20 protein-coding genes and 1 pseudogene are annotated in these 22,710 nt (G+C 61.4%); 11 read left to right on the forward strand and 10 right to left on the reverse strand.

Going from position 1 to position 22,710, the window contains the following annotated elements:
- Positions 1-46 precede the first annotated feature (46 nt).
- Positions 47-709 (forward strand): FkbM family methyltransferase, encoded by a 663-nt coding sequence (locus tag JQ631_RS01060; protein WP_212323054.1) that lies wholly within the window; start codon positions 47-49, stop codon positions 707-709.
- A 10-nt stretch (positions 710-719) separates the two neighbouring features.
- Here JQ631_RS01060 and JQ631_RS01065 read toward each other — a convergent pair whose 3' ends face one another.
- Positions 720-1,244, reverse strand: coding sequence for a c-type cytochrome (locus JQ631_RS01065; protein ID WP_212323056.1), 525 nt, complete (start codon positions 1,242-1,244; stop codon positions 720-722).
- A 129-nt stretch (positions 1,245-1,373) separates the two neighbouring features.
- Between JQ631_RS01065 and JQ631_RS01070 the strand changes: the two genes are divergently transcribed.
- The gene (locus tag JQ631_RS01070; protein WP_212323070.1) at positions 1,374-3,101 is read left to right on the forward strand and encodes a sulfatase-like hydrolase/transferase; all 1,728 of its coding nucleotides are present in this window, start codon (positions 1,374-1,376) and stop codon (positions 3,099-3,101) included.
- A 58-nt stretch (positions 3,102-3,159) separates the two neighbouring features.
- Here the strand turns inward: JQ631_RS01070 and arfA are convergent, their stop codons facing one another.
- The 6 genes from arfA to JQ631_RS01100 all read right to left on the reverse strand — a co-directional run bounded on the left by arfA (position 3,160) and on the right by JQ631_RS01100 (position 9,727).
- The gene (gene arfA / locus JQ631_RS01075; RefSeq protein WP_212323073.1) at positions 3,160-4,686 is read right to left on the reverse strand and encodes an arabinosylfuranosidase ArfA; all 1,527 of its coding nucleotides are present in this window, start codon (positions 4,684-4,686) and stop codon (positions 3,160-3,162) included.
- A gap of 29 nt (positions 4,687-4,715) precedes the next feature.
- Complete coding sequence (locus JQ631_RS01080) at positions 4,716-5,552, reverse strand: carbohydrate ABC transporter permease (protein ID WP_212323076.1); 837 nt, start codon at positions 5,550-5,552, stop codon at positions 4,716-4,718.
- The gene (locus tag JQ631_RS01085; RefSeq protein ID WP_212323079.1) at positions 5,552-6,367 is read right to left on the reverse strand and encodes a carbohydrate ABC transporter permease; all 816 of its coding nucleotides are present in this window, start codon (positions 6,365-6,367) and stop codon (positions 5,552-5,554) included. Before JQ631_RS01085 ends, JQ631_RS01080 begins: the two co-directional genes overlap by 1 nt.
- A 121-nt stretch (positions 6,368-6,488) precedes the next feature.
- Positions 6,489-7,736 (reverse strand): extracellular solute-binding protein, encoded by a 1,248-nt coding sequence (locus tag JQ631_RS01090; RefSeq protein ID WP_212323082.1) that lies wholly within the window; start codon positions 7,734-7,736, stop codon positions 6,489-6,491.
- 231 nt (positions 7,737-7,967) lie between these two features.
- Positions 7,968-8,477: an ANTAR domain-containing response regulator gene (locus tag JQ631_RS01095; protein ID WP_433995491.1), complete on the reverse strand. Its 510-nt coding sequence runs from the start codon at positions 8,475-8,477 to the stop codon at positions 7,968-7,970.
- Between the two features lie 74 nt (positions 8,478-8,551).
- On the reverse strand, positions 8,552-9,727 hold the full coding sequence (locus tag JQ631_RS01100) for a transporter substrate-binding domain-containing protein (protein WP_212323088.1): 1,176 nt from the start codon (positions 9,725-9,727) through the stop codon (positions 8,552-8,554).
- A gap of 408 nt (positions 9,728-10,135) precedes the next feature.
- Here JQ631_RS01100 and JQ631_RS01105 point away from each other — a divergent pair, with 408 nt between their 5' ends.
- The 9 genes from JQ631_RS01105 to JQ631_RS01145 all read left to right on the forward strand — a co-directional run bounded on the left by JQ631_RS01105 (position 10,136) and on the right by JQ631_RS01145 (position 19,609).
- The gene (locus tag JQ631_RS01105) at positions 10,136-11,536 is read left to right on the forward strand and encodes an amidase (protein WP_212323091.1); all 1,401 of its coding nucleotides are present in this window, start codon (positions 10,136-10,138) and stop codon (positions 11,534-11,536) included.
- Positions 11,537-11,553: 17 nt separating this feature from the next.
- Positions 11,554-12,552 (forward strand): acetamidase/formamidase family protein, encoded by a 999-nt coding sequence (locus tag JQ631_RS01110; protein WP_212323094.1) that lies wholly within the window; start codon positions 11,554-11,556, stop codon positions 12,550-12,552.
- 58 nt (positions 12,553-12,610) lie between these two features.
- Positions 12,611-13,828, forward strand: coding sequence for an urea ABC transporter substrate-binding protein (locus JQ631_RS01115; RefSeq protein ID WP_212323097.1), 1,218 nt, complete (start codon positions 12,611-12,613; stop codon positions 13,826-13,828).
- A 98-nt stretch (positions 13,829-13,926) separates the two neighbouring features.
- The gene (locus tag JQ631_RS01120; protein ID WP_212323100.1) at positions 13,927-14,793 is read left to right on the forward strand and encodes an ABC transporter permease subunit; all 867 of its coding nucleotides are present in this window, start codon (positions 13,927-13,929) and stop codon (positions 14,791-14,793) included.
- A 12-nt stretch (positions 14,794-14,805) separates the two neighbouring features.
- Positions 14,806-15,876, forward strand: a complete 1,071-nt coding sequence (locus JQ631_RS01125; protein ID WP_212323104.1) for a branched-chain amino acid ABC transporter permease — start codon at positions 14,806-14,808, stop codon at positions 15,874-15,876.
- A gap of 2 nt (positions 15,877-15,878) precedes the next feature.
- Positions 15,879-16,598, forward strand: coding sequence for an ABC transporter ATP-binding protein (locus JQ631_RS01130; RefSeq protein ID WP_212323107.1), 720 nt, complete (start codon positions 15,879-15,881; stop codon positions 16,596-16,598).
- Positions 16,588-17,313 carry an ABC transporter ATP-binding protein gene (locus tag JQ631_RS01135; RefSeq protein ID WP_212323110.1) on the forward strand — a complete coding sequence of 242 codons (726 nt, stop codon included), beginning with the start codon at positions 16,588-16,590 and terminating at the stop codon, positions 17,311-17,313. The genes JQ631_RS01130 and JQ631_RS01135 overlap by 11 nt, the downstream gene beginning before the upstream one ends.
- 44 nt (positions 17,314-17,357) lie before the next feature.
- Positions 17,358-18,119, forward strand: a complete 762-nt coding sequence (locus JQ631_RS01140; RefSeq protein ID WP_212323113.1) for an SDR family NAD(P)-dependent oxidoreductase — start codon at positions 17,358-17,360, stop codon at positions 18,117-18,119.
- A gap of 86 nt (positions 18,120-18,205) precedes the next feature.
- Entirely contained in the window at positions 18,206-19,609 is a 1,404-nt protein-coding gene (locus tag JQ631_RS01145; protein WP_212323116.1) for an amidase, read from the forward strand.
- 170 nt (positions 19,610-19,779) lie between these two features.
- Here JQ631_RS01145 and JQ631_RS32225 read toward each other — a convergent pair.
- The 3 genes and pseudogenes from JQ631_RS32225 to JQ631_RS01155 all read right to left on the reverse strand — a co-directional run.
- Positions 19,780-19,931, reverse strand: a pseudogene (locus JQ631_RS32225) (class II aldolase/adducin family protein); the annotation flags it as partial.
- A 148-nt stretch (positions 19,932-20,079) separates the two neighbouring features.
- Entirely contained in the window at positions 20,080-20,973 is an 894-nt protein-coding gene (locus JQ631_RS01150) for a formylglycine-generating enzyme family protein (protein WP_433995512.1), read from the reverse strand.
- 84 nt (positions 20,974-21,057) lie between these two features.
- Positions 21,058-22,701 (reverse strand): arylsulfatase, encoded by a 1,644-nt coding sequence (locus JQ631_RS01155; protein WP_212323118.1) that lies wholly within the window; start codon positions 22,699-22,701, stop codon positions 21,058-21,060.
- Positions 22,702-22,710 lie beyond the last annotated feature (9 nt).

A 22,710-nucleotide genomic window follows, 5' to 3' on the forward strand; every position in this document is an offset into this window, starting at 1 on the left:
GAGATCTCTCCGGATCTACTATGGCGACCGCAGACGTGCGGAGGCGATGGATCGCCTGTATGGCAACTTCGTTCGACCTGGCGATCTGGTCTTCGATGTCGGCGCCCATGTCGGCGACCGCGTGGCCTCGTTTTGCCGTCTGGGTGCCCGCGTCGTGGCGGTCGAGCCGCAACAACCCATGCTGAAAACGCTGCGATTGCTGTATGGCCGCCGGCTATCGGTGGCTATCGAGCCAGTGGCCGTGGGGGCAGCCGCGAGCAAGAGCCGGATGCTCATCAATCCAGAGAACCCCACGGTGTCGACGTTATCTCCCGCGTTCGTTGCTGCCGCGCAGGGAGCACCCGGCTGGGAAGCCCAGTCCTGGAGTGAGAATGCCATCGTCGAGATCACCACGTTGGATGCACTCGTGGCGAAGCACGGCGGTCCCGCGTTCATCAAGATCGATGTGGAGGGCCTCGAGGCCGAAGCACTGGCCGGGCTGTCCAGCGCGGTGCCAGCGCTCTCATTCGAGTTCACCACAATTCAGCGGGATGTCGCCCTTCTGTGCATCGAACGATGCGCTGCAATGGGCTTTACGCGCTTCAACGCAGCGCTTGGCGAAAGCCAGGAACTTGTCGGCGATTGGAGGACTGCCAACGAGATCACCCATTGGCTCAACCAGCTACCGCAGTCCGCCAATTCCGGAGACATTTACGCCGTCCTGCACTGACCATGGCATCCTATTGCTTCAGCTGCGCCCCGCTGCTCCAGCTCTTGTAATCGGCCTCCGAAGTCCCCGGGAGTTTCTTGACGAACGCCACAATCGACCAGATCTCGTCGTCGGACGCGCCAGCTTGAGCGAAGCTCGGCATTCCCGTCATGTTGATGCCGTTCTTGACCACCCAGAACAACTCGGCTGGCGACAATTCGCCGGCGACGTCCTTGAGGTCCGGTGGATCCGGGTGAAGTCCTTCCGAGTATTTGAGCCATTTGACGCCCGGCGCGCCGTGGCAATTTGCGCATCCGTAGGACGCATAAGTCATTGCGCCTTTGCGAACCATTGCGTCATCGCCGAACGAGGCGGGGGGCTTGTCGTTGGCGTGACGCTCGATGGACGCCGCTCTCACGCGCGTCAATGCCCACGTCACGGCAGCGGGGTCGTCGCTCGTGCCCGCCACAGAGTAGAAGCCGCCGAAGAAAAAGGCCGCACACCCTAAGCCAACAATGATTGCGAGTGCCCCAATCGCCGCGAGGAAGAAGCGCATAGAACTCTCCGAGAGATCAACGTGCCCAGACATCGAATTATCGCCCAGAACTGGAATAATTACCAATGCGAAAGGTTGCAGATCTTACGGTACATGAGAGACGGCTGACGCCGGCTGGAGGGGATGTACATGGCTGGGGAACCGGCTCTTCAGGCCGGACAAGGCGCTTCGGCTGCTGCTTCGAAGCGGGGCACGTCATTGGCCGCGCTCAAGGAACGCGCCGACTTCTGGCTCGCAGCGCTGTTGCACCTGGCGGCGCTCGCTTTGTCGATCGCCACCGAGGTCAATCCGCTCGGCCTTTTTGTTTGTCTGCTCACCTGGATCGTCCTGAATAGCGTCTGGTTGACCGTTGTCCGGCGGCCGATAGTAGCAGCGCTTGTATCTCTCGAGATGTTTGTTGTTCTCATCCTGCTGTCGAAGTTCAAGTTCGACAAGCTGTGGATGACGCTCGATTTCATCGATGTGTTGATCGTGGACCGCGACACGACGACATTCCTGTTGGCGACCTTTCCGGCCCTGCGCTGGTGGATCGTGCTGGGTGCAGCAGCTACGGCGATCGCCATAGTGGTCGCGTGGCGATTGGATCGGGCGCGTGTCGGCCTTCTCGCGAGTCTCCTGGGGCTCGCCGTATCCGCAACTGGGCTGGTGGTTACTGGCATTCTCTGTCCAACCGGGCTTGACGAGGACTTTGAGGGCAAGAGCTATGTCTCAAAGTTCGCACGCACCGGCATCGAGGCAGTGCAGGAACTCTCCTCGCAAGGATTCATCCAGGCGGCAAACGCCGTCGAGGGGGGCGATGCTCCTGTGAGCACGCCCTGTCGTCCATCCCGCAAGCTTCCCCATATCCTTCTGGTGCATGACGAATCCAGCTTCGAGATCACGTCCGCTCCCGGAATCAAGGTGCCCGCAGGTTACGATCGGCATTTCAAGTCGTTCGACGGAAAGGCGCGCAAACTTCTGGTGGAGGGCGTCGGTGGCCCCAGTTGGTTTGCCGAATTCAACGTGCTGACGGGTCTCTCGGTCCGGTCGTTCGGTCGATTTGCGACTTCGGTCACGCGAATTGCTTCGGGTCACGTCTTTCGTGGACTTGCGCACACCTTGCGGGATTGCGGCTATCAGACCTTCAGCCTGTACCCGTTCTACGGCTCCTTCCTTGGATCTCGCGCCTTTCAAACAAGCGTCGGTATCGATCATTACCTTGACATGCGAGACCTGGGCACAACCAACTTTGAAGCTGACAGCTTCTACTTCCAAAAGGCCATCGACCTGATCGATCGCGAAGGAGGGGCTCGACCACTCTTTCTGTATGTCTATACGGTCGCCAACCATTTTCCATGGAATGAGCGGCTACGCCGTGAGCTGACACCGGATTGGCGCGATTTGGGAAATGCGCCGGAGGTCGACGAATACATTCGACGACAGGGCATGTCAGCGAGCGACTATCAGGAATTCCTGGCGAAGCTGAAGAGATCGTTCCCGACTGAGCAATTCCTCATCGTCCGATATGGAGATCATCAGCCGCAGTTCGGGGCGCGCCTGCTGGACCCTGGTCTTTCCAAAGACGAAATCGCACGGCGAGCGCGCCAATTGGATCCCCGTTACCTGACGACGTACTACGCGATCGATGCGTTGAACTTTACGCCGCGTGACATCTCATCCGCGCTGGATACGGTGGATGCGCCGTATCTGCCTCTGATTATCCTTGAAGCCGCGGGAGTTCCGCTGGACGCGACCTTCTCGATGCAAAGGCAAATATTGCAGGACTGCGGAGGCCTCTTTTATCGGTGTCAGCAAAGCATCCCGTCTCGTCGGCTAAATCGGCAATTGATGGATCTCGGTCTGATCAAAGGCTTCTAGATGACGGAATGGGATTCGTACTGCGTGGCCAGGTGAGAATATCGAACGCCGTGCCGAACTAGCTTTCTGCATCTGCGGGAAACAACGTGAAGCGGAAAACGCTCCAGGATGCCGGCAGGACCGTCAGTTGCCATGCTCCATCGCGGACGACTGCATCGGAGCCTGGTGCGGGCTTTATCCGTTCTGGATCGTCTGCGGTATTGGCCGCATCCAGATTCTCCGACGTCATGACGTGACTTTCGAGCAATTCGCCAAGCTTGATTCCGCGCAGGTCCAGCGTCAGATCGACCGGTTGATCGAAGTTCCGGTTGACGCAAAAGAGTGACAGGCTCTTTCCATCCTCGGCGAGAACGGCAGCGCTGACGATGTCGGGAAATTGCTCGCCGTTGCCGGACGCGAAGGTGCCGCAGGTCACGCGCAGGTCGAGAACTGATCCCCGGGCCCAATCCGATGCGTGCTTGAACGGGTAGAAGATCGTTTGCCGCCAGGCGCGCCCTCCCGTCTCGGTCATGATCAGCCCTATGACGTTGACGAGTTGGGCCACGCATGCAGCCTTGACCCGGTCGCAGCGGTTGATGAGCGTCAGAAGGGCGGCGCCGAAGACGAGAGCGTCCTCCATGGTGAACAGCTCTTCGAGAATGGCCGGTGCCTCGGGCCAGCCGGGTTTGGTGCGGGTTGCGCGATCGCGGGTGCGATACCAGACATTCCATTCATCGAAGGACAGCATGATCCGCTTGGACGATCGCCGTCGGGCTGCGACCCCATCTGCGACAGCGACGATCTCGTCGATATAGCGCCCGACCATATCGGCTTCGGCCATGAAATCTCGCGACCTGTCACCGTACTTCGAAAAATAGCCGTGGAGCGAAATGTACTCGACCACGTCGAAAGTCTCTTCCAGAACGACGCGTTCCCATTCGGCGAAGGTCGCCATGCTGCGGCTGGATGAGCCACATGCCACCAACTCGATATCGGGTTGAAGCCAGCGCATGAGCTTGGCGGACTCGCGCGCCAGTGTGCCGTATTCGACGGCGGTCTTGGCGCCGATCTGCCATGGGGCGTCCATTTCGTTGCCCAGGCACCAAAGCTTGACGGCGTGAGGGGATGGATGGCCGTGCCGATGTCGCAGGTCACTCAGCGCAGTGCCGCCTTCCACGTTGCAATATTCAAGCAGCTCTCTCGCTTCGTCAGCGCCCCTTGTGCCGAGATTTACGGCCATCATCGGTTCGAGTCTGGCCTTGGCGCACCAGCGCATGAACTCGTTTGTCCCGAACGCATTGGTTTCGGTGCTGAACCAGGCCAGTTCGCGCCGCCGTGGTCGCTGATCGGTCGGCCCAACGCCATCCTCCCAATTATAGCCTGATACAAAATTCCCGCCGGGATACCTGACGACAGTGACCCCAAGTTCGCGTACCAGCTCCATGACGTCCTGTCGGAACCCTTCAGCGTCGGCGGTCGGATGTCCCGGCTCGAATATGCCGCCATAGACGCATCGTCCGAGATGCTCGACGAAACTGCCGAACAGACGAGGGTCCGTCGTGCCGATGACAAAGGCGGGATCGAGGACAATGGTAGCTTTGGCCATGGAGTTCCTGCTGAAATTAAAGCGACGCGTCAGCCTTTAACGGCTCCGATTGTGAGCCCGCGCACGAGATGGCGCTGAACGAAGATCATGATCAGAACGATCGGCATCATGATGCCGATAGCACCGGCGGCAGAAATCGACCAGTCGCTCACATCCTCGCCGCCAAAGGATGCGATGGCGACAGGGAGGGTCTTGGTTCGAATGCCCGTCAACACGAGAGCGAAGAGAAACTCGTTGTATGACAGGAGCAGACTGAACAGTGCCGCGACGGTCAGGCCGGGGCGCGCCAGCGGCAAGATGACGATCCGGAACGTCTGCCACGGACTGCATCCGTCGATGGCTGCCGCCTCGTCGAGCTCACGGGGAATGTCCAGGAAGAAGCTGTACATGAGCCAGATCGTGAAGGGCTGGTTGATCGCGACCAGCGCCATGATCAGAAGGGGGTAAGTGTCGATCATGTTCAGGAAGCTGCCCATCACGAAAAACGGGATGGCCAGCAGCATGTGAGGAAACATGCGGATCGTGAACAGGGCGAAAAGGATAGGCGAAGCGCGGCGCTGTGGCATGCGCGATAGCGCGTAGGCTGCGAGACTGCCGATCGGGACCGAAATCAGGACTGTTCCAGCCGAAACGATCAGGCTGTTGATGAGATAGTGGACGAATCCGCGTTCGAGCCAGACCTGCCGATGATACTCGAACGTCGGTTCGAAAATGATCGTGGGAGGGACCGTGAACGCGTCGGCCGGGTTCTTGAATGACGTCAGGGCAGCCCAGATCAGCGGGACAAGATTCAAGAGGGTGAACACCGCCAGCCCGATGAAGAGCAGCGTCTGGTTGCGCACCTGGCTCATGCGGTCCGTGTTCATCAATTTCGTCCGTAACCGCGTTGCAGGACGCTGCTGAACGTCGCGATGATCGCGGCGACGATGACGAGCGTAATGATCCCGAGAGCCGATGCCTTTCCCACCTGCAGCAGCTGGAAGCCGAGCTGGTAGGTGTACATCGTGATCGTCTCCGTTGCCGTGCCGGGGCCGCCGCCGGTGAGGACGTAGATGGTGTCAAAGAAGCGGAAGACGTCCATGAGCCTGACGGACACTGTGAACACGATGACCGGTACGAGCGATGGAAGAACGACATGGCGGATAATGCGCCAACTGCCGGCCCCATCGATCTTGGCCGCCTCTATTTGCGCCTGGTCGAGCGTCTGCAGGGCAGCGTAGAGCACCAGCATGACGAAGGGCGTGAAGATCCAGGCGTCGGCGAGCACGACGCAGACTCGCGCCCACATAGGATTTCCGAGCCAGTCGGGCGGATTGATGTTGAAGGTCGCCAGCGTTGCGTCGATGAGACCCCAGTTGGATGTCAGAATCCACTTCAGGAACAGCGTCGCCACCACAGGTGTGATGATGTGCGGCAGGAAGAGGAGGATCATGAATACGCGCGTGCTGAAGGTCAGCCGATAGAGCGCGAGCGCGAGAGCAAAGCCGAGCCCGAATTCGACGGCGACCGATCCGAAGGCGATGCCGATCGTGGTCCATAGCGACTGCCAGAAACGCGCTTCACTCAGCAATTGCGCGTAGTTCGCCAGACCAACGAATCGCATTCCCGGAGAGCCGAGATGGTAATCGAACGTGCTGAGATAGACCGCGTATCCGAGCGGCCACAGAAGAACGACTGCCATCAGTCCAAAGCTCGGGACCAAAAACAGCCATATGCCGCGCTGCGGACGCATGGCGTCAAATCTCTCGGGAGGGAAGCGGGATCAAGGTGGCGGGCATCGCAGCCCGCCGGAGAGCAGGTGGTTACTTGTAGTAGCCGCGGGTTTGCAGCAACTCGGTCGTCTCTTGCGCAGCCTGATCCAAGGCGGCCTTGACTTCCTTCTCGTTGGTCACCGCCTGCAGGATGTATCGTGTGACGATTGCCCCCACATCGAGGAAGTCGGGCATTGACGGAAACGGCTTTCCGACCTCCAGAGAGGCTCGGGCACCGGGATACCATCGATACTTCTTGGCAAGCCCGGGATCTCCGAGAACGGAAAGGCGGGGCGGCATTGCGAATTCCGCACCCCTTTGCATGCTCTCCTGACTGGCTGCCGTCGCAACCATCTTGAAGATGGCATCCTTGTCCTTGGACGAGTATTTCGAGATGGCAAAGCCGTCATTGGCGATACGTTGGCCGCCGCCCGGTGGCGCGATCCAGTTTATCTTGCCGACAAAGCGTGATTTCTTCTCGTCGTCCATTGACGCCGCGCGTGTGAACCATTGCAGTCCCATTGCAGCGAGGCCCTGCTGCAGATTGATGGTCGATTCGTCGTTGGCTGCGGAAGTGAAGCCGCGAGGCGCGAATGCGGTCATCTGCTTCATCGTGCTGATGGCGTTCACGCCGGCTGGCTGATTGAAGATTGGTTTCCAGCTCTTGTCGAACCAGCCTTCCCCTAGGGCGTTCAGGTACCAGTGCGCCTCGTTCAGGCAGCCGTCGACCGGCTTCAATGTCATGACCGTTCCGGAGACGCGCCCCTGATGGAGCTTCTTGGCGGCTTCCATGTAATCTTGCATGGTCTTTGGAAGAGCCACGCCATTATCCTTGAACAGGTCCTCACGGTAAAAGAACATCTCCGTGTTGGTCAGGATCGGCATCGAATAGATATGGCCGTTGTAACTGATCGACTCGATGACCGATTTCGGAAAGTCATCGAGCTTGAATTCATCCTTGTACTTTGCCCAGAGGTCGTCTAGCGGCTCCAGCCAACCGCTCGCCGCGAATTTCTGCATCGTCGTGTCGTTGAGATAGGCGACATCGATTGCGTCGGAGCGGGACGACATCGTAATCGATGCCAGCTCGACCTCCTTGTCGATCGGCATGAGTTCGACCGAGACCTGCCCTTCTGGGAGGGCCTTCTTCATCTGGTCAGTGTAGTATTCCAGGGCTGGCTGACGGTGGCTGATGACCCGGATCGGTCCTGCCGCTTTCGCAGGTGTGATGCAGGGCGCGAGGGTCGCTACGGCGGCCGCTCCCACAAATGATCTGCGGGTGATCGAGTTCCGGCTCATGTGGTGTTCTCCCTGTGAGGCTGCACTGAGTCCGTTATTTTCTTGAAAACGTACGGCAGCGGCAGCAGCGAGTCAAAAGAGATCGGGCGCTAGCTCGGAATGCCAAATCCGCCCCTCCGCGCGTGGCTCGGGTCCGCCGACGTCCCGAAACGCTGCAGGCCGCTGGAGCCCCAGCATGAAACCCGTCATCTCCCTAAACCATCCGATGAGGAGATCGCGGCCTGATCCGGTCTAGCCGGTCGCGCGCGGGAGCATGCCCTTTGCGGTGATCTCCGCGGAAAGCTCCTCGATCGTCTTGCGCTGCTCCATGGCTGATCTTCGGATCAGCGCAAAGGCGGCCGGCTCGGCCAGCGCGTGCGAATGCATCACCTGGAGAACGGCGGCCAGAACGACGCGGCGGGACCGCAGACGTTGCTCGAGCTTGCGCACCTGTTGTTTCAATTCAATGGTGCGTTCGTTGCGCTCGAACGCCATGACGAGCGCCGCGTAGATGCCAGCCGAACGCAGCGGTTTGATCAGGAACGAGGCCGGGTCGAGCTCGAACACCAGCTTCAGGCGGCTCGGCGTCTCGGTGCCGAGCAGGGCGATGACCGGGCAGCGCGCCAGGAACGCGCGTTGCACCGGGTGCAGCAAGGGCAGGAACTCGTCGTCGATCAGCGCCAGGTCCGGCGTAAGATCGACCGGTTCGCCTGGCGTCCACGCGATGCCTTCGATGCCGAGACGTTCGAACTGACGCCGCACGATGGTCGCGTCGCGTTCATCCTTGATGGCGACGAGCGCCTTGCGTCCGCGCAGCGAAAATGAAGACGGTCTGCTCATTTGACAACCCGCAGATGCGGCGCGTTCGGCGATACGCTGCCCGCCGAGGTTTCCCTCGAAGGGCTGGCGGCAACGTCGAGCTGCGTCAAGTAAGGATCAGGCTTAACAGGCGCGTCGGCTTCCCAGAAGATATCAAACTGTCCCTGCGGATTGGATACGGCAAGCCGCGGTGTAAGGACGCAATGGTTGTTGCCGCCGTCGATCCAGACTGGTCCTTGCGGCGAATTGTATCGATAGCCGGCTGCGGCGCGTCGCACCTCGGCGATGTCGGACGTGCCCGCGCGTTGCAATGCACGCGCCAGCAAGTAGACCGCGACATAAGCGGACTGCCCATCGACGGAGGGGCTGCCGTCGCCGCCATAGCGCGCCTTCCAGCGCGCCACAAAGGAGCGGTTCTCGGCCAGATGTATGCTTTCGAAGTAAGCCGACGACGTGATGCAGCCGGCCGATGCCGGTCCGACGATCGCGAGTTCCGGCTCGCAGATGCTGCAACTCAACATCGGGATGTCCAGCCCTGCAGCCTTGGTGCCGGCGTGGAAGGCGCGGATGAAATCGTAACTGGAGCTTCCGACCAGCGTGTTGAACACGATCGGCGGCTTCTTGCGGACGATCTCGTCGACGATGTGTCCGACGGCGCTTTCGCCGAGTTCGAGCAGCCGTTCGGCGATGATGTGGCCATCTGCTGCGCTCACCAATTCCCGCGTGACGCGGTTGGTTTCCCACGTCCAGACGTAGTTGGAGCCGACGCAGAATATTTCCCGCGACAGATTGTCGAGGACATAACGGATGAGCGGCAGGACATTGTGATTGGGCGATGCGCCGACATAGATGACGTTGTCCGAGCACTCGAAGCCTTCGTAGCGGGCGGGATACCAGAGCAGTCGATCGGTGCGCTCCACGATCGGCAGCACTTGTTTGCGCGATGCTGACGTGTAGCAGCCGATGATGTGCTCGACGCCCACGTTGCGGATGAGGTCGTCACAGACGGTGTGATATTCGGACACGATGCCGCGGGGGTCGCGGACGTGAGCAGTGATCGAAAATTCGAACTCGGCCTGGTTGTTGATCTCGTCGACCGCCATCATGGCGCTCTTGAGAATTTCCCGGCCCATGGCTTGATAAGGCCCGGACTGAGAACAGATAATGCCAACGGGAACAGACGGTTTTGTCATCGACGACTTTCGGCAGCACAACACTGAGATGAAATCATCATCGCCAATGATAGCGCAAGTGGCTTGCCGATTTGCTGCGCAGCACTCTCGAAATTTAGGCAGACAGCATCGTTGACAACGGGATAGGCAGTTACTTAGACTTTTCTCCTACGGGGACTCCTATCGAACCTCGCGTGCGTCGATCTGGCCGATGACGTCCAGCTCTTTGTACTAAGTGCTTCGTTCGATTTCGGACCCTAAGCGACAGATCATAGCCGCGGCATTTGAGCCATTCGTCACCTCATTCGGGAGGGACGGGTGGCTTTTTTCGTTTGCCGCCAGAGACAAGCTTGCGATGCGTCCGCGTCGCCAGATCGGTGACGCATGCGCGGGGACGAGTGTGTCGCATCGCGCGGGAGGATAAGAACGATGGTGGCAACAGATCTTCATTATCTCGGACTCGTCGATGTCGGACGGAAGATCCAGGCCAAGGAGCTGTCGCCGGTCGAAGCGACCAAGGCGATGCTCGGGCGGATCGAGAAGCTCGACGGCAAACTCAAGAGCTTTGCTTGCGTGATGGCCGACTCGGCGCTCGCGGAAGCGGCGGCGGCTGAGAAGGAGATCGCGTCCGGCAAGATCAGGGGCCCGCTGCACGGCGTGCCGGTGGCGGTGAAGGATCTCTGCTGGGCCAAGGGCGCGCCTGCCGCGCACGGCATGACGATCCATCGCGATTTCCGCCCGGCCGAAGACGCCACGGTGGTCGCACGGCTGAAGGATGCCGGCGCGGTCATCCTCGGCAAGCTGCAGCAGACCGAAGGCGCCTACGCCGATCATCATCCGAAGATCGATCCGCCGAAGAATCCGTGGAACGCGGATCTCTGGCCCGGCGCATCCTCCAGCGGCTCGGGCGTCGCGACCGCCGCTGGCCTCTGCTTCGGCTCGCTCGGCACCGACACGGGCGGATCAATCCGGTTTCCGTCCGCGGCCAACGGAGTCACCGGGCTCAAACCGACCTGGGGACGCGTGAGCCGTTACGGCGCATTCGAACTTGCTGCGACGCTGGACCACATCGGCCCGATGGCGCGAAGCGCGGTCGATTGCGGCGCCATCCTCGGTGTGATCGCGGGGCAGGATCCCAAGGACACGACATCGGTTCCGTTGACCGTGCCCAATTATCTCGCGGGCCTGACCGGCGATCTGCGTGGCGTCACGGTCGGCGTCGACCGGCGCTGGACCAGTGAAGGCACTGACGGTGATGCGGCGAGGGTGCTGAGCGAGGGATTGCGTGTTGCGGCGGATCTCGGCGCGAAGATCAAGGAAGTCAATTTCCCCGATCCCAAGGCGGTCATCGACGACTGGTTTCCGCTCTGCGGCATCGAGGTCGCTGTCGCGCATGAGGAGACTTATCCGGCACGCAAGGACGAATATGGTCCTGCGCTCGCGGGCCTGCTCGACCTCGGCCGGCAGCAATCCGGCATGGACTATCAGAAGATCGTGCTCCGGCGCGAAGCGTTTCGCGGAGCAGTGCGTGTGCTGCTCGAGTCGGTCGATCTCCTCGCGGTTCCTGCGCAGGCCTTTGCAGCGCCGACCCTCGCCAAGATGGCGGCGCTCGGCGAGGACGCCTCGCTGATCGCAGGCCTGCTTCGCTTCACGTGCCCGTTCGACATGACGGGAAGTCCGACCGTGACGTTGCCGGGTGGCTTCGCGGCGAATGGCGGTCCGGTCGGCTTCCAGTTCGTCGGCCGTCATTTCGACGAAGCCGGCCTCGTGCGCGCGGGCGATGCGTTCCAGCGCGTCACCGACTGGCACAAGCGTCATCCCGGGATCTGAGTTGAGGAGCTGTTCATATGTCAGCAGAAGACTGGTTGAAGACATCCATCATGGCCAAGCGCGCGGTCTCCAAAGGGGCGACCGGCACGACCCATAGTCTGACGATCGAACAGCAGGGCGGCTTCCATTACGTCTACGGTCCCTATGCCAAGCCGACCCTATCGATCGACCCCGGCGGGGTGGTCGTGGTCGAGACAGAAGACGCCTTCGGCGGCGTGCTCACCAAGGAGAGCGACAGCCCCACCGCCAAATTGAATTTTCCCTTTCTCAATCCGCAATGCGGGCCGATCGCGGTGAAGGGCGCCAAGAAAGGCGATTGCCTTGCGGTCTACATACGCGACGTCGAAACCCGTGGCGAGCAGCCGGCCGGCACGACCTGCATCATTCCGGAGTTCGGCGGGCTAGTCGGAACAAGCTCGACGGCGCTTCTCAACCCGCCGCTGCGGGAGCGCGTGAAGAAGCTGCATGTCGACAGGAACGGTATCCGCTGGAACGACAAGCTCACGCTGCCCTACGAACCGTTCATCGGCACCATCGGTGTCTCGCCGGAGATCGAGGCGATCTCCTCACTGCAGCCGGACTATCACGGCGGCAACATGGATCTGCCCGACGTCGCGCCCGGCGCGATCATCTATTTCCCGGTGCATACCGATGGCGGGATGCTCTACGTCGGTGACTGCCACGCAACGCAAGGCGACGGCGAGCTTTCCGGCGTAGCGCTGGAGCAGCGCGCGACCGTCACACTGCAGGTCGACCTGATCAAGAACTGGAGCTTCGCCTGGCCCCGGCTCGAGACCAAGGACTTCATCATGACGATCGGTAGCGCGCGTCCGCTCGAGGACGCTGCCCGCATCGCCTATCGCGAACTCGTGCGGTGGATGGCGGCCGATTACGGCTTCGACGAGATCGACGCCTACATGCTGCTCAGCCAGGCCGGCCGCATGCGTCTCGGCAACATGGTCGACCCCAAATACACGATGGGAGCATCGATCCTGAAGAACTACCTCAAGCCATGACATCCAGCCGTTTTCAATAACAAGGAACATCACCATGAATTCGAGACGAAAGTTAGGAATGGTTTTGCTCGGCGCCATGCTCGGTACGGCGGCGGCGGTGAGCGTTGCACGGGCCGCGGAGCCTCAGTTGAAGGTGGGGCTGCTCGAGGACGTGTCCGGCGACCTCGCCTTCATGGGCATGCCGAAGCTGCACGGCTCGCAGCTGGCCGTCGAGGAGATCAACAAGAGTGGCGGCATTCTGGGGCGGCAGATCGAGTTGATCCATCTCGATCCGCAGGGCGATAATGCCCGTTACCAGGAGTTCGGCCGGCGTCTGCTCAATCGCGACAAGGTGGATGTGCTGATCGGCGGCATCACCTCGGCCTCGCGCGAGGCGCTGCGCCCGATCGTCGACCGCACCTCGACGCCGTACTTCTACACCAACCAGTACGAGGGCGGCGTCTGCGACGCCAGCATGATCAGCATGGGCGCGGTGCCCGAACAGCAGTTCTCGACGCTGATTCCCTGGATGGTCGAAAAGTTCGGCAAGAAGGTCTATGTCATCGCCGCCGATTACAATTTCGGCCAGATCTCGGCGGAGTGGAATCGCAAGATCATGAAGGATCTCGGCGGCGAGGTCGTCGGCGAGGAGTTCATCCCGCTCGGTGTGTCGCAGTTCGCGCAGACCATCCAGAACATCCAGAAGGCGAAGCCGGACTGGTTGCTGACGATCAACGTCGGTGCCGCCCAGGATTCGTTCTTCGAGCAGGCGGCCGCCGCCAACCTCAACCTGCCGATGGGCTCGTCGATCAAGATCATGCTCGGTTTCGAGCACAAGCGGTTCAAGCCGCCGGCGCTCAACAACATGCACGCGACCGCCAACTGGTTCGAGGAAATCGATACGCCGGAAGCGAATGACTTCAAGAAGCGCTGGCACGCAAAGTTCCCGGATGAGCTCTATATCAATGACATGGGCTACAATGCCTATAACGCGCTCTACATGTACAAGGCGCTGGTCGAGAAGGCGAAGTCGACCAAGCTCGAGGACATGCGCAAGGTGATCGCGACCGGCGATGCCTGCATCGACGCTCCCGAAGGCAAGGTCTGCATCGACCCGAAGAGCCAGCACACGTCGCACCGCATGCGCCTGATCTCGGTCGGACCCAAGCACGAGGTGACTGTGGAGAAGGACTACGGGGTGATCCAGCCATACTGGCTCGGCCAGATCGGCTGCGACCTCACCAAGAAGAACGACAAGGATCAGTACACGCCGAGTCATCTCCCTAACAAGTCATGACGTCTGGCGGGTACGGATCTTGCTCGTCTTTGATGTCACGATCTTGAACAAGGCCGGCGCCGCAACGATGCGGCGTCGGGATCGGCAAGGGGATCAAGATGTCGGCTGAAGTCTTCTCGGTATTCTATCAGTTCGCCGACGTGTTTGCGTTCCTCATTCTCTCGGCCGCAGGCCTCGCCATCGTGTTCGGCATGATGGGCGTCATCAACATGGCGCATGGTGAGTTCATCATGTGCGGCGCCTATGTCACGGTCGGCCTGGTGAACCTGGGCGTGCCGCTCGCGATTGCCCAGATCGTGGCTGCTGTGACAGCGGGACTCATTGGTGTCGTCGTCGAGTTCCTGGTCGTGCGACGCTTCTACAAGCGGCCGCTGGATTCACTGCTCGCGACCTGGGGCCTGAGCCTCATCGTGACGCAGTCGATGCTCCTGATCGTCGGCTCCGCTGTGCGAGGCATCGGGACACCGGAGGGAAGCTTTGCAATCGGCGGCTATACGTTCTCGACCTATCGCCTGGTGCTGTTCGGTTGCGCGGTGGCCGTGCTGGCCGGCCTCTACATCATCTTCATGAAGACACGGTTCGGCGTGATCGCCCGCGCGACCATGCAGAACGCCGCGATGGCGAAGGCGCTCGGCGCGCGCACCGGCCGCATCTATGCCATCAGCTTCGGGATCGGCACCGGCCTCGCCGGTCTCTGCGGGGCGCTGTACGCGCCGACCATGACGCTGATTCCGACCATGGGAGCGACCTTCGTGGTCGAGAGCTTCGTGACCGTCGTGATCGGAGGAGCGAACGTGCTGCTTGGAACGGCGCCGGCTGCGGTGTTCCTGGCGATGATCCGAATGGCGCTGAATGCGAGCTACGGCCAGATTATCGGGCAGATCGGCATGCTGGTGGCCGTCATCCTGATCATCCGCGTCCTGCCCGAAGGGCTCTCCAGCGTGCTGGTTCGGCGTGGGCGCTAAGGGGAATCCGTGATGTTCAAGCTGCTGGAAGGCCCACAGACGCTCGGACGCGGCAAGATATTCTGGTCGTGCTTCCTGATCGTGCTGGTAGGGGCGCTGACCTATCCATTGTTCGCGGACTCTTACGACGTCGGCAATTTCGCCTATTTCCTGATCTGGATCTTCATGGCGCTCGGCCTCTGCCTGATGTGGGGCTATGGCGGCATGCTGTCGTTCGGCCAGACCTTGTTCTTCGGCATTGCCGGTTACGGCTATGGCGTGCTCGCGATCAACATGGGCGGTGGCACGGCAACGATCGCGGCGCTCGTGCTGTCCGTCGTTTTCGCGATGATCGCGGCGGCCATCCTCGGCTATTTCATGATCTGGGGCGGCATCAACGGCATCTTCTTCGGCATCGTGACGCTGTCCGCGACGTTGGTTCTGGCCTTCTTCCTCGGCCAGACGGCCGGACCGGAATGGCATATCGGCCCGGCACGGCTGAACGGTTTCAACGGCATGAAGGGTATGGACCCGTTGACCGTGGGCGACTTCTATATCGAGGGGTCAGCGCTCTACTACGTCATGGTCGCGCTGATCGTGATCGTCTATCTGGCGCTGCGCATGCTGGTGAATTCGGGCATCGGCAACGTCATCGTGGCGACGCGCGAGAATCCGCAGCGGGCGGAGATGCTGGGCTATGATGTCCGAAAATATCAGTTGCTGACCTTCGTGATCGGCAGCGGCCTCGCTGGCTTGAGCGGCGCGCTGTACACGTCCTGGGGGCAGTTCATCACGCCGTCCAGCGTCGGCTTGCCGGCGGCTGCGATGCCGATCGTATGGGTGGCCTTCTCCGGCCGCAGCGATCTGACCGCGACGCTGGTCGGGTCGTTCCTGCTGCTGTTCGGCTTCCAGACCATTACGGTCTATAGCCAGCAGGCCGCGCTGGTGCTGATGGGCGGGCTGCTGCTCGCCACGGTGATGCTGGCACCGCAGGGCTTTGTGCTCGGCATCGGCAAGTTCGTCGCGGACCGATGGCACGGACGACGCCGGAATAACGTTGCCATCATGGCGGAAGCCGGCCGCCTGCAGTCGGAAAAGTCCTGATCATGGCGCTGGTCGAAGTCAAAGGCGTCTCCAAGCGGTTCGGTGGATTGACCGCCGTCTCCGGTGTCGACCTTACGGTCAACGCCGGCGAGGTTCATTGCCTGATCGGGCCAAATGGCGCCGGCAAGAGCACGCTGTTCAAGCTGATCGTGGGTCTCTATCCCCCGACCGAGGGCAGCATCCTGTTCGGCACTGTCGATATCACCAAGGAGCGTCCCTACGCGCGCGTGCAGCGAGGCATGAGCATCAAGATGCAGGCGCCGAGCGTGTTCAAGGAGCTCCCGGTCCGGCAGAACATCCAGACGGCGCTGCAGGATCGCGTGTCGGGCGCGGAACGCGTCGCCGAGGAAGATCGCCTGCTGACGCTGCTCAATCTCGCGGCGGAGAGCGGCAAGCTCGCGGGCGCGCTGTCGCACGGCCAGCAGCAATGGCTCGAGATCGGGATGGCGCTGGCGTTGAAGCCGCAACTCCTGCTGCTGGACGAACCGACGGCCGGAATGTCGCCTGAGGAAACCTTCAAGACCGGCGAACTGATCAAGTCGTTCAATGCCGATGGTATGACGGTGCTGGTCGTCGAGCACGACATGGCTTTCGTCCGTCAGGTCGCCCAGCGCGTCACGGTGCTGCATCTCGGCAAGATCTTCGCGCGCGGCGATCTCGGAAGCATCCTGCAGGACGAGAAGGTCGCGGAAATCTATCTCGGTAAAACCCATGCTCACTAAACCCAATCCCGCCGGTCGGATTCTGGACGTCTCGGAATTGTGGGCCGGATATGGCGCGACGCCGATCCTGCAGGGTGTCACCATGTCGGTCTCGCGCGGCGAGATCGTCGGCGTGATCGGCCGCAACGGCGTCGGCAAGTCGACCCTGATGCGCTGCCTGATCGGCCTGCTGCAGACATGGCGCGGCACAATCAGCTTCATGGAGCAGGACGTCACGAAGCTCGAGGCCGATGCGCGGGCGAGGGCGGGATTCGGCTACATCCCGCAAGGGCGTGACGTGTTTCCGCAGATGACCGTTGAAGAGAACCTTCAGGTCGGGGAGCTGATCGGCGGTCCCGGCGGCAAGAAGCTGCCGGAGCTCGTCTATGAGTATTTCCCGCGGCTGAAGGAACGCCGCCGGCAGGCGGCAGGCACCATGTCGGGCGGCGAGCAGCAACAGCTTGCCATCGGCCGCGCGCTGGTCGGCAATCCATCCCTGATGATTCTGGACGAGCCGTCCGAAGGCATCCAGCCCTCGATCGTCCAACACATCTGCGAGGCGCTGAGATCGTTCCGCAACGAGCTCGGAACCACGATCATCTTCGTCGAGCAGAACCTCGATACGATCCTGGCGATCGCCGAGCGCTGTTACATCATGGAGAAGGGCAAGATCACGCAGTCGCTGGCGGGCGACGAAGTCAACGAGGACAATGTTCGCGAGCAGCTCCTGCTCTGAGCGGTCGCTCGCGTTTTCAAGTCGTCAAAAGGGAGGGAATGGACATGGATCTGGGACTCAAGGGAGCAAAGGTTCTCGTCACGGGTAGCACCAAGGGCATCGGCAGGGCAATCGCCGACACTTTCGCGGCGGAAGGCGCCAATGTCGGCATCTGTGCGCGCAACCAGGCCGACGTCGACAGCGCTGTCGCCGCGATCAAGATGAAAGGCGTCGCTGCGTTCGGCAGTTCGGTCGACGTCTCCAATGGCCCGGCACTCAAGGCCTGGGTCGAGGACATGGCCTCGAAGCTCGGTGGTATCGACATTGTCGTCGCCAATGTCAGCGCGTTGTCGATCGGACAGGATGAGGAGAGTTGGGAGAAGGAGTTCTCCACCGACATGATGGGCACGGTCCGGCTGGTCAATGCGGCGATGCCGTATCTGGAGAAGAGCAGGGCCGCCGCAATCGTCACCATCTCCAGCGTGTCGGGTCGCGAGGTCGATTTCGCCAGCGGTCCCTACGGCACGTTCAAGGCGGCGATCATCCACTACACGCAAGGACTCGCCTTCCAGCTTGCCGGCAAGGGCATCCGCGCCAACTCCGTGTCGCCGGGCAACACTTATTTCGAGGGCGGTGTCTGGAACCAGATCAAGGACGGCAATCCCGAGCTGTACAAGACCGCGCTGGCGCTGAATCCGACCGGCCGCATGGGCACACCGCAGGAGATGGCGAACGGCGCGGTGTTCCTCGCCAGCAAGGCGGCGAGCTTTATCACCGGGACCAATCTCGTGGTCGATGGTGCGCTCACCCGCGGGGTGCAATTCTAGGGGCATCCCGAGTCGCGTTTTCACAAGGCCCGGCCGTCCATGGCGCCGGTGGGCGAAGCCGTTTCCGACAACAGCAGGGCTTTCAGATGTCAGCCGATCCAATTCACTACAAGTCGATCACCGAGCTATCCGAGCTGTTCCGCCGGGGCGAACTGCTGCCCTCGAAAGTGACCGAGGCCATGCTGAGCCGGATAGCGAAGCTCGACGGAAAATTTCATGGTTACGCACTCGTCCTCGCCGAGCGCGCCATGGCGCAGGCGAAGCGCTGCGACGCCGAGCTTGCAAAAGGCATCTGGCGCGGGCCGCTGCACGGGGTGCCGATCGGACTGAAGGATCTCTGTTACACCACCTTCGCGCCGACGGCCGGCGGCACCACGATCCACGCCAAGTTCGTCCCGTCCTTCAACGCGACGATCGTGGACCGGCTCGAGCAAGCTGGTGCCGTCACGCTCGGGAAGCTGAAGATGACCGAGGGCGCCTACACCAGCCATCATCCGGACGACCAGGCGCCACTCAATCCCTGGGGCGTCGACTACTGGGTCGGATCATCGTCAAGCGGATCGGGCGTGGCGACCTCGGCGGGGCTCTGCTTCGGCTCGATCGGCAGCGATACCGGCGGCTCGATCCGGTTTCCATCGGCAACTTGCGGGCTGACAGGGATCAAGCCGACCTGGGGACGTGTCAGCCGGCACGGCGTCTTTCCGCTGGCGGATTCGCTCGACCATGTCGGGCCGATGTGCCGGAGCGCGGCCGATGCGGCCGCCATGCTCGGCGTCATCGCGGGCGCCGATGTGAATGATCCGACGGCTCTGCGGGCGCCGGTGCCGAATTATCTGGCCAGGATTGGCGACGGTATCCGGGGCCTGCGGATCGGCGTCGACCGCAGCTACACCCAAAACGGAATCGATCCGCAGGTGGTCGCGGCGTTGCTCGAAGCCGAATGCACCCTTGCGGCGCTCGGAGCCGATATCCGCGAGGTCAAGTTCCCGGCCTACGAGGTGCTCGTCAGCATGTGGATTCCGATGTGCTCGATCGAGACCGCGGAGGCGCATCTTGAGACCTATCCGTCGCGGAAGTCGGAATACGGCCCGGATCTGGCGCAACTGATCGAGCAGGGCAGGTCGGTGAGCGGCGTCGACACCGCGCAGATCCACCATGAGCGGCTGAAGTTCTGCGGTCGCCTCGCCGCGCTGTTCGACGACATCGACCTGCTTCTTATCCCTACCATGCCCGTGCCGATCCCGACGCTCACCAAAATGGGCGAATACGGCGCTGATCCAAATGTGCTGCTCAGCATTCTGCGCTTCACCGCGGTGTTCGACTTCTCGGGCAGTCCGACCATCACGCTGCCGAACGGCGTCGCGTCTGACGGCTTGCCGCTCAGCATGCAACTCGTGGGGCCGCATCTGTCCGAGGATACGCTTGCTCGCGCCGGCTACGCCTTCCAATCAGTGACGGATTGGCACACGCGGCGTGCCCCCATTGAATAAGCGATTCCTGGAAAGATGTTGAAGCTCTCGCTTAGTGCCCCCCTCGCTCGCAGTACCGGCAGTTGCTTGACGGATAAGGAAAGCCGACGAACGGAGTCAATTGACCAACCGATAAGGAAAATGCGGAAACCTTTTCAGTCTTGCGAAAAGCTTATCAGCTTCGCAGTTTACTCGGGCTCCTCTGCGGCGAACACGGCGCTTCCTAGATCCGGACCAGCTACTACAGGACCATGGTTTGCGAGCAGAACCGTACTCACCGCTCCCTTCAACGCACGGATCATGACGCCCTTGGCGTGGGATCTCCGGGCTCCACATAGGGCAAGCGTTTCACGCGGCGTCGCCGTGCAATCTGGCGATAAATGGAATGACGGCTTCGCGACGATTTTAGTACTGAGTTTCGTCGCTGATGCTCGCTTGAACAATGAAACATGCGTCATGATGACTCTGTTGCTAGTCCTGTCCGCTCCATCCTATGCCGGATCCCGCAGCGGCTCGGTGCGCACGACGCGAAAGCCGATATTGCTCGACGACGAATCGGGCGTGTTGGAGCTCCGCGCCGCGACGCGGTAGCGATTGCAATAGGACTCGTGGCAGAGGAAGGATCCACCACGCATGGATCGGTTGGCAGCTAGTTCGCTGTTCAAGGGGTCTCGTGCCAGCGTGAGGCGGTGATAGTTCGGTGAGAAATAATCCTCGCACCATTCCCAGACATTTCCGGCGACATTGTGCAGGCCAAATCCGTTTGGCGCGAACGTGTGAACGGGAGCCGTACCGAAATAGCCATCATCCACGGTGTTGCGGTCGGGAAAGTTGCCCTGCCAGATATTGCAGCGATGCTCGCCGCCGGGCTGCAGCTCGTTGCCCCAGGGATAGGTGGCCTGGTCCAATCCGCCGCGCGCGGCCATCTCCCATTCCGCTTCGGTAGGAAGGCGAGTGCCGGACCATTGGCTGTAAGCCTGTGCGTCGTTCCAGGAGACGTGGACGACGGGATGATCGAGCCTTGCGAGAATGCTGCTCGCCGGTCCCTCCGGCTGCGCCCAATAGGCATGCCGCACGGGTATCCACCACGGCGTTTCCCGGGCGCGCGCCGTATGCGCACTGCGCATCTCGTCGGGCAGCAAGCCTTCGAAGACAAAGCTCCAGCCGTAGCGTTCGGCTTCCGTCGTGTAGCCTGTGGCACGGACGAAATCGCCGAACTGCAGATTGCTCACGGCATGACATGCGATCGCAAACGGTGACAACGTAACCGGCCGCACCGGGCCTTCGCCATCTTCAACAAAGCCCCTGTCGGGAGATCCCATGTGAAAGGTGCCGCCGATCGGCGAGCTCCAGCGGCGCGGGATCGGGGTTTGACTGAGAGGGATCGCTGCTTGCGCACCGCTGTCCGTCGCCGGCTCTTTGCCGACGACGCCTTGGGGGCAGCAATGCGAACGATCCCCAGTCATGTCCTATTTCTGCTTCTCTTCCTCCCAGAAGGCGGTGCCGCCTTCAGCCTTCATCAGCTCGAGAATCTTTTCGCGCGGAATCACGCCGCAACGGTCGGCCCATTGCTGATACTCCGCCGTCATCTCGCGGACGCGATCCGGGTGCTGCGCGGCCAGATCGTTCATCTCGGTGCGGTCGGTCTCCATGTCGTAGAGCTCCCACGGCCCCGGATATTTCCGCACCAGTTTCCACTTGCCGACGCGCACGGCCGCATTGCCCTCGTGCTCCCAGAACAGCGGACCGCGGCCGCCATAAGCCGATGCGAAAGACGGCACGAGGCTCTCGCCCTCGCAGGGCAGGATGGCGTTGCCGTTATATTCCTTCGGATAGGTCGCGCCGGTGACGTCGAGAATGGTCGCCATCACGTCGGTGAGTTGGCTCGGATTGTGCCGCAAGCCGCCCTTCTCGGAGATGCCGCGCGGCCAGTGCACGATGAATGGTGTCGCGATGCCGCCTTCGTGGATCCAGTGCTTGTAGAGCCGGAATGGTGTGTTGGAGAGATTGGCCCAGGCCGTGCCGTAGCTCTGGTAGGTATCCTCGGCGCCGGGCATCAGGGTTGGATCGTTGCCGAAGCGCACCGGCTTGCCATCGCGGGTCTTGGCTTGCGCGATCATGAGTTGATCGACCAGCTCCTTTGCCGTGACGCCTTCCGGAATGTCCTCAGCGCACGCGCCGTTGTCGGACAGGAAGATGATCAGCGTGTTGTCCGTCTGGCCGGTTTCTTCGAGCGCCTTCAGGATACGGCCGATGCCCTGGTCCATGCGGTCGATCTGGGCCGCGTAGACCTCCATACAGCGCAGCGTCCATTCGCGCTGTTCTGCGTCGGTCCACGGCGGTTGGGTGGGATCGCGATCGGTCAGGCGCCAGTTCGGATGGATGATGCCGTCGTCGACGAGCCGCTTGAGGCGCTCCTCGCGCAGTTTGTCCCAGCCCGCATCGAAGCGGCCCTTGTATTTGGCGATATCTTCATCATGGGCATGAAGCGGCCAGTGCGGCGCCGTGTAGGCGACATACTGGAAGAAGGGCGCGTCGGGCTTTTCCGCCTTGTGCTGGCGGATGAAGGCGGCCGCCTGGTCGCTGATCGCGTCCGTGTAGAAGAACGAGGGGTCCTTGACGGCCTCGTGCTCGATATTGTCGTTGCCGCGCGTGAGCGTGTTCGGATGATAGAAGCTGCCGGCACCGATAATGGTGCCGTAGAAGTGGTCGAAGCCGCGCTGCATCGGCCAGGCGTCCGTCGGCGAGGTCAGGCTGCTGGCGATATGCCATTTGCCGCTGAGATAGGACGTGTAGTTCTTGCTCTTCAGCGCCTCGGCAATCGTCACGCAGCTCTTGTTCAGATTGCCGGCATAGCCCTCCGGCCCGTTGCTATAGGTGAGAATACCGATGCCGGTCTGGTGCGGATGCAGGCCGGTCAGGAGCGATGCGCGCGAGGGACTGCAGCGCGCTGTATTGTAGAATTGCGAATAGCGCAGGCCGTTGGCCGCGAGCAGATCGAGGTTTGGCGTCTGAATCTCGCCACCGTAACAGCCGATGTCCGAAAAGCCCATGTCGTCGTTGAGGATGAGCAGGATGTTGGGCCTGTCGGGGGTTTTTGCGCCATTCGGCATGTTTGTGTC

This window comes from Bradyrhizobium manausense (assembly GCF_018131105.1).
GTDB classification, from domain to species: Bacteria; Pseudomonadota; Alphaproteobacteria; order Rhizobiales; family Xanthobacteraceae; genus Bradyrhizobium; species Bradyrhizobium manausense_B.

Coding starts and splice junctions, on each gene's coding strand:
- JQ631_RS01060 (WP_212323054.1), top strand. CDS start 47: ATGGATCGCCTGTATGGCAACTTCGTTCGACCTGGCGATCTGGTCTTC.
- JQ631_RS01065 (WP_212323056.1), bottom strand. CDS start 1,244: ATGCGCTTCTTCCTCGCGGCGATTGGGGCACTCGCAATCATTGTTGGC.
- JQ631_RS01070 (WP_212323070.1), top strand. CDS start 1,374: ATGGCTGGGGAACCGGCTCTTCAGGCCGGACAAGGCGCTTCGGCTGCT.
- arfA (WP_212323073.1), bottom strand. CDS start 4,686: ATGGCCAAAGCTACCATTGTCCTCGATCCCGCCTTTGTCATCGGCACG.
- JQ631_RS01080 (WP_212323076.1), bottom strand. CDS start 5,552: ATGAACACGGACCGCATGAGCCAGGTGCGCAACCAGACGCTGCTCTTC.
- JQ631_RS01085 (WP_212323079.1), bottom strand. CDS start 6,367: ATGGCAGTCGTTCTTCTGTGGCCGCTCGGATACGCGGTCTATCTCAGC.
- JQ631_RS01090 (WP_212323082.1), bottom strand. CDS start 7,736: ATGAGCCGGAACTCGATCACCCGCAGATCATTTGTGGGAGCGGCCGCC.
- JQ631_RS01100 (WP_212323088.1), bottom strand. CDS start 9,727: ATGACAAAACCGTCTGTTCCCGTTGGCATTATCTGTTCTCAGTCCGGG.
- JQ631_RS01105 (WP_212323091.1), top strand. CDS start 10,136: ATGGTGGCAACAGATCTTCATTATCTCGGACTCGTCGATGTCGGACGG.
- JQ631_RS01110 (WP_212323094.1), top strand. CDS start 11,554: ATGTCAGCAGAAGACTGGTTGAAGACATCCATCATGGCCAAGCGCGCG.
- JQ631_RS01115 (WP_212323097.1), top strand. CDS start 12,611: ATGGTTTTGCTCGGCGCCATGCTCGGTACGGCGGCGGCGGTGAGCGTT.
- JQ631_RS01120 (WP_212323100.1), top strand. CDS start 13,927: ATGTCGGCTGAAGTCTTCTCGGTATTCTATCAGTTCGCCGACGTGTTT.
- JQ631_RS01125 (WP_212323104.1), top strand. CDS start 14,806: ATGTTCAAGCTGCTGGAAGGCCCACAGACGCTCGGACGCGGCAAGATA.
- JQ631_RS01130 (WP_212323107.1), top strand. CDS start 15,879: ATGGCGCTGGTCGAAGTCAAAGGCGTCTCCAAGCGGTTCGGTGGATTG.
- JQ631_RS01135 (WP_212323110.1), top strand. CDS start 16,588: ATGCTCACTAAACCCAATCCCGCCGGTCGGATTCTGGACGTCTCGGAA.
- JQ631_RS01140 (WP_212323113.1), top strand. CDS start 17,358: ATGGATCTGGGACTCAAGGGAGCAAAGGTTCTCGTCACGGGTAGCACC.
- JQ631_RS01145 (WP_212323116.1), top strand. CDS start 18,206: ATGTCAGCCGATCCAATTCACTACAAGTCGATCACCGAGCTATCCGAG.
- JQ631_RS01155 (WP_212323118.1), bottom strand. CDS start 22,701: ATGCCGAATGGCGCAAAAACCCCCGACAGGCCCAACATCCTGCTCATC.